General features: G+C 44.1%; 5 protein-coding genes and 1 pseudogene. 2 read left to right on the top strand and 4 right to left on the bottom strand.

Annotation, left to right across the window (positions count from 1 at the left end; all coding sequences use genetic code 11):
- Positions 1 to 306, top strand: a pseudogene (locus tag V7K62_RS02825) (hypothetical protein); the annotation flags it as partial.
- 66 nt (positions 307 to 372) lie between these two features.
- Here V7K62_RS02825 and V7K62_RS02820 read toward each other — a convergent pair.
- The 4 genes from V7K62_RS02820 to V7K62_RS02805 form a co-directional block, all read right to left on the bottom strand.
- The gene (locus V7K62_RS02820; protein WP_334861438.1) at positions 373 to 1287 is read right to left on the bottom strand and encodes a DUF1338 domain-containing protein; all 915 of its coding nucleotides are present in this window, start codon (positions 1285 to 1287) and stop codon (positions 373 to 375) included.
- Between the two features lie 108 nt (positions 1288 to 1395).
- A complete protein-coding gene (locus V7K62_RS02815) occupies positions 1396 to 2715 on the bottom strand; it encodes an acetyl ornithine aminotransferase family protein (protein ID WP_334861436.1) in 1320 nt (439 codons plus the stop codon).
- Positions 2716 to 2978: 263 nt separating this feature from the next.
- Positions 2979 to 3566: a DUF2808 domain-containing protein gene (locus V7K62_RS02810; RefSeq protein ID WP_334861434.1), complete on the bottom strand. Its 588-nt coding sequence runs from the start codon at positions 3564 to 3566 to the stop codon at positions 2979 to 2981.
- A gap of 23 nt (positions 3567 to 3589) precedes the next feature.
- Positions 3590 to 4027 carry a DoxX family protein gene (locus tag V7K62_RS02805; RefSeq protein ID WP_334861432.1) on the bottom strand — a complete coding sequence of 146 codons (438 nt, stop codon included), beginning with the start codon at positions 4025 to 4027 and terminating at the stop codon, positions 3590 to 3592.
- 770 nt (positions 4028 to 4797) lie between these two features.
- Between V7K62_RS02805 and V7K62_RS02800 the strand changes: the two genes are divergently transcribed.
- Complete coding sequence (locus V7K62_RS02800; protein ID WP_334861430.1) at positions 4798 to 5628, top strand: lectin OAA family protein; 831 nt, start codon at positions 4798 to 4800, stop codon at positions 5626 to 5628.
- Positions 5629 to 6000: the final 372 nt, after the last annotated feature.

Raw genomic sequence — 6000 nt, 5'->3', positions numbered from 1 at the left:
AGTTTTACTGTTGGTGTAGATACCATTAGCGACTTTCACAGTTGTGAAGCTGACAAAATTGTACTGGAATTGACTACCTTTAATACTATTAGTTCAACTGCCGGAACAGGTTTTAGTAACAAGAATGATTTTCAAATTACGAATTCAGCAGGGACTAGCACGGCAAAAATTGTCTATGACGCGGTGAGTGGGCAATTGTTTTATAACCAAAATGGCAGCGCGGCTGGTTTTGGCAGTGGTGGTCTATTTGCAACTCTAACTGGTGCGCCAACTCTGGCGGCATCAGATTTTGTCTTGCAAGCCTAGTTCGTCTAAAACACGAAACTACTAGCTGGAAACTTTGAAATTGAATCCTTTAGTGACAAAGCTGGGCTACTTAGATAGACGAGTCATTTCAAACAATTGCTGGGCATTGCTTCCTAAAAAAGCATCAAAAAGTACCTGCTTTCCAGATTCCACTTCTACTAGATAGCGCTGGGCAATTTCATAATAGGCGTAAGTCCAAGGAATCTGAATTTCTGCGCCACTGTTATCATCTAATACTGTCACCATTGACCTTACTGCTTGAGTCGCAGTTTGCCGCAAACCACAAGCAACATTTCCCTCTATCTCTGCTTTCATTGGTACACCCAGGTTAGCCAAAGCACTGGCGGTAGTATCAATGTCTGAATATTCTGGAGTATTCTGTCCGTTGACGTAGCCTGTAAAGTGGTTGACAGCATATCCGTGCAGTAACACCCAAGCCCCATACTGACTAACCTGATTCACCTCTTTGACAACAGAATGCTGGGGAGGTTGCCAAGGGCGGGTAAAGACTTGCTGGAGTTGTTTGATGATGGTTTCAATATTCGTGTCTTTTTGTCGAATAATCAGGGGTGAAGTCAGTTCGTTTGGGATTGAAGATACTGTTTGAGAGATGAGTTGGGCAATATTAGTAGGCAATTCATCGACAATCAACTCGCTGATAAACAGCTTGGGTAAGTTAAATTCCTCTTGCTGGGGATGACGATAATGACGGGCGTACAAATGAGTTTGAGCAAAAGTATACTCTCCAGCCGCCACATAACCCAAAGCTTCTACAAGTTGTCCAAGGTAGTCAATTCCCAAGTTAACTTGACCCTGTGGGCTATCTACTAATAAACGCAAAGACCGAAAGGCGATGTGGTCGTTGGCGACAGTCCCACCCGCAGCAGTAATCATTTGCTGGTAGGTACGGGCATGATTTACCCTGGCGCTGTATTCTTGCCAAAGTAATTTCCATAAATTAAGGGCTATTTCAGGTTTCATATAGATTAGTCATTTGTCATTAGTCATTTGTCATTTGTTAAGGAAGGGTCAAGAGTTAAAAGTGAGAAAATCTTCTTTTGCGCCCTACTCCCCACTCCCCATCATCTTTTAAAAACTTAAAATTTCGCTGATAATTTGAAGGGCTATCTGAATTTGGTCGCTATCGATAACTAAAGGTGGGCAGAAACGAATTGCTGCTTTACCGCAACCTAGTAATAATAAACCCCGTAAAAAAGCTTCTTGGATAATGCGATCGCGCAATTTATAATCGAGATTACCCTGTTTATCTAATAAATCTACCGCTACCATCAAACCCTTACCTCGTGGCAGCGATACTCTCGGAAATCTTTGATGCAACTCGGTAAGACTAGCCTGTAAAAATTCTCCCATCTGGGTGGCGTTAGTCATCAAACCACTTTCCAGCAGTCGCAATGTGGCAATACCAGCAGCACAAGCTACGGGATTACCGCCAAATGTAGTAGCGTGAGAACCGGGAGGCCAAGTCATTAACTCAGGTTTGGCAAGTATCGCCCCTAAAGGCATACCACTGGCAATACCTTTAGCAGTAGTAATGATATCAGGCATGACACCCCAATGCTCGATCGCAAATAAGCGACCAGTCCGCCCCATTCCCGCTTGCACTTCATCCACTACCATCAGAATACCGTGGCGATCGCATATCTCCCGAATCCGCTGCAAAAAACCATCTTCGGGTACGATATACCCACCCTCTCCTTGAATGGGTTCGACGACGATCGCCGCCACTTCTAGCGGTGGTAAAATCGTTGTGAATAGCTGTTGTTCTAGGTAATCTAAGCTAGCGTGAGTGCCGTAGGGGATATGAGTTACCCCAGGAACTAAAGGCCCAAAATTAGCTCGCTGCACTGCTTTGGAACCAGTGAGAGACATTGCCCCATAAGTACGTCCGTGAAATGCGCCCAAGAAGGCTATGATTAGCGATCGCTTGGTGTAATATCGAGCTAGTTTAATTGCTCCTTCGTTGGATTCTGCCCCGGAATTGGTGAAAAATATCTTTGCAGGAAACGCAGTATCACTATGTGGCTGAGGAAAGGGAGCGCGAATTGCTAATTGTTCCGCTAGTTCCACCATCGGCTCATAATAAAAATCCGTCCCTGACATGTGCAGCAGACGCGCCGACTGTTCTTGAATTGCCTTGACGACTTCCGGGTGAGCGTGTCCGGTGGCGGTAACGGCAATACCTGCGGTCATATCCAGAAATACATTGCCATCCACATCTTCCACCATACAGCCCTGGCCGCGAGATACAACTAACGGGTAATCGCGGGTGTAAGAAGGGGAAGTTACGGCGCGATCGCGTTGTACAATTGCTTGAGCGCGAGGGCCAGGTAAGGAAGTTACTAAATGCGGTGTACGAGGTAAATTTAGATTAATAGGAATACTTAACATAATTTTTTTGGTTTTTTAAAGATTACTGATGATTAAATGCTAAAGATTGATTGCTTACAGTAGCATTTGATTCCATTGCTGTATAAATTACGCATTTACCAAAAAATTAGAGTATACGTCAGCGACTCAGGAAAAATACAGCTAATTCTTCCTAAATCCTTAGAAGTATTTAACGAAAAAGCTTGATGGTAAGCGCTTTCGTATTGTTTAATACTCTCGCCCGTTTTTATAACACAACTTTTAGAAAATATTCCCTCTTCCCTCTATGGAAACCACCAGCTTCCCCTATTGCTGTAAAACTGAAACCGTCCAAAGCCAAGAAATTGGCCGTGAGATTTTTCACCTACAGGAAATGCTGTGACACCCAATAAGTAGACACCAGAAAAGCTCGGATTACTCACAGGACGAAGGGCGATTGTAACTGTCTGTCCCGGAGTCACAGGCGGGTCAAAGTTTACAGAAACAGTGCGTGTCTCGCGTTCGTTTGTGACTGCGCCTAGTTTCAGTTGCGTTTCTTTGCGATCGCGTAGCCCGCCTTCGGCATCGCGTGTTCCGACAAATGCACGGGTATCATCAAGATTGTAGCGGATATTTTCTACTCCCTCTTTTTGGGCGATCGTTACCTTCTGAAGGGATTCTCCAGCATTCTCCGGCACATTGATGGTGAAATAGTAAGTTCCGCCCCAAACATTCACATCTTTGTAAGTAGTTGTCGCTTCAACAAGTTTCGGCGGCTGGACAAAATAGACTAGGCCATCTCTAAGCTGCACAGCTTGAGTCACGGGCACCGTAACTCCTCCAATGCCTATTGCTAATGAGAGTGTTATTCCAAACAAAGTTGCAACGCGCATGATTCAGATATAAAAAAACGCACTCATTTCGATTCTAGTTCTTTAGGAATCAGTGACTTGGGAATGATAGAAGCTTGTTTTTGCCCAACTGAAGATTTCGTGTACCACCAAGCCCAAGCAATTAGAACAGCTTGAAAAGGAAGTCTAACTACGTGTACCCAAGGTGAGTTTGGTATATGTTCTAGCTGAATGTGATTAACTGCCATATTGATATTGGCAGGAAAAACCGCAATAAAAAGAGCAATAAGTCCCCAAGCAGCAGCTTGACTTACAGGCGGAACTAATAACCCAATACCACCCAAAATTTCATAAAAGCCACTGAGATAAACTAATCCTAAAGGATAAGGAAGTTGCGGTGGCATAATTTTGACAAATGGTTGTGGAATAACAAAATGTGTCACTCCAACCACAATGATCGATATAGCAAGGATGACACGTAATATTTCCTTATACTTCTTCATGGTTTTTGCCTCATTATATACTTGCCCCGATTACTTCAGTTTGACTGACGGGTGTTAATCTGCAATAAATCCCCTCCAGAGGAAAAAATCGGAGGGCTATACAGGACTGCATCAAGCGATTTACTAACTACGTCACGGCTCGGTTGGTAAAGCAAAACAACATTTGTAATAAAAATTTTCTTAACTGTGCTTGTAATCTTAGCTATGATCGTATTAGTATAATAACGACAGCATAAAAGACTAATATTTGCTGCTTAACGATACTTTTGCCAAGCGTTTGCTTGATTGTGAGGCAAAACGTAGAACCTGCACTCAGACGTACACCTGACTTTTCACAGTATCTGGAAAACCTCACTTCTATTTCTCTCTCCGACAAGGAAGAGCCACTGCGTTGGGCGGTTCTGCCGACTTGTTCGCGTAGCGTCTCCCCCTGGGAGAAGCACGTGGCGTCAGAGATTTTGAATTTCCCCCTTCCCGACACGGGAAGCTTGCTCGGTGGTTAGGTCTTTCGTAGACTTTTCCATACAACGTGAAAAGTCAGAGACGTACACGACAGTTAAAACTACTTCTACAAAACCATACAGAACAGAATTTTCTTGACTGAATTTTTTGTTAGATGGCAAAAAGAAGCGTTTAAAATCTTAGGTTTGTTCTATGTCAAGCCTTGTAAGTTGGCAAAAGTATTGTTAATTGTGCGTACTTTTTTCCGCAATCAAATCGGATTGCTATAGATTCACTTTGACTAAACGATCAAAACTTCGGAGTAAAAAATGACGACTACAACAACAACCAATACCAATAATCTATACAATGTACAAAATCAGTGGGGTGGTGCCTCTGCTGCGTGGAATCCTGGTGGAGTATGGATAATTGGAGCTAGAGCAGATCAGCGCATTGTCCAACTCAAAGTTTCATCCAGTGATAACGGCAAGACACTTAGCGGAACTACAACCTACGCTGGTGAAGGTCCCATCGGTTTTAAGGCTACCTTAACTGGGAGCGACACCTACAAGGTAGAAAACCAGTGGGGAGGCTCATCTGCTCCGTGGAATCCCGGCGGGACTTGGGTACTTGGCTCTCGGGGAAATCAAAATGTTGTTGCGATCGATGTTACATCCGGCGACGGCGGTAAAAGCCTGACTGGTACTATCACATATTCCGGTGAAGGCCCCATCGGTTTTAAGAGTGCTGCTGTTGATGGCCGTGTCTATACTGTGGAAAACCAATGGGGAGGCTCATCTGCTTCGTGGAATCCCGGCGGGACTTGGGTACTTGGCTCTCGGGGAAATCAAAATGTTGTTGCGATCGATATTACATCCAGCGACGGCGGTAAAACCCTGACTGGTACCATCACATATTCCGGTGAAGGCCCCATCGGCTTTAAAGGTAACATTGTCGGCAGCAACAACTACACAGTAGAAAACCAGTGGGGTGGTAATACAGCGCCGTGGAATCCCGGCGGAACTTGGCTAATTGGTGGTCGTGTCGGACAGAATGTAGTGGCGCTCAAGGTCACATCTAGTGATGGTGGGAAGACTCTAACTGGAACTACAACATATTCTGGTGAAGGGCCTATCGGCTTCCGAACGAGCCAAATCTAAAAAGGCGATCGCGCTATACCGATTCTCGGTTAAGTAGGTACTGAACCCCACCCCCAACCCCCTCTCCGCTGTTTCGTGGGAGGGGGCTATGATGTAACTTGTTTTATTAAGAAACGCTATAATAACGCCAAATAATATATATGAATCATATTTGATTTCTGAAAAAATCTCGGTAGTCTTGTAGTGAACTGTCATGGCTTTAATGTTGCAAAAAATTGTAGCAACCCAACATCCTGATATATATATATGTTGGGTTACGCAAAGCCTCCACCCAACCTACGTCTACTACGTCTACGTCTAATGCACTATTAAAGCCTAGACAGTCCACTACGTGCATTTCAAAAATCAAATACTAGTCTTAGAGAATGTTTG

This window comes from Nostoc sp. (assembly GCF_036917935.1).
Taxonomy (GTDB): domain Bacteria; phylum Cyanobacteriota; class Cyanobacteriia; order Cyanobacteriales; family Nostocaceae; genus Nostoc.
This window is presented reverse-complemented; position numbering and strand designations above follow the sequence as displayed.

What these genes read in the sequence shown, in the direction of transcription:
- V7K62_RS02805 (WP_334861432.1), bottom strand. Translation starts at nt 4,027, where the DNA reads ATGAAGAAGTATAAGGAAATATTACGTGTCATCCTTGCTATATCGATC.
- V7K62_RS02800 (WP_334861430.1), top strand. Translation starts at nt 4,798, where the DNA reads ATGACGACTACAACAACAACCAATACCAATAATCTATACAATGTACAA.
- V7K62_RS02815 (WP_334861436.1), bottom strand. Translation starts at nt 2,715, where the DNA reads ATGTTAAGTATTCCTATTAATCTAAATTTACCTCGTACACCGCATTTA.
- V7K62_RS02820 (WP_334861438.1), bottom strand. Translation starts at nt 1,287, where the DNA reads ATGAAACCTGAAATAGCCCTTAATTTATGGAAATTACTTTGGCAAGAA.
- V7K62_RS02810 (WP_334861434.1), bottom strand. Translation starts at nt 3,566, where the DNA reads ATGCGCGTTGCAACTTTGTTTGGAATAACACTCTCATTAGCAATAGGC.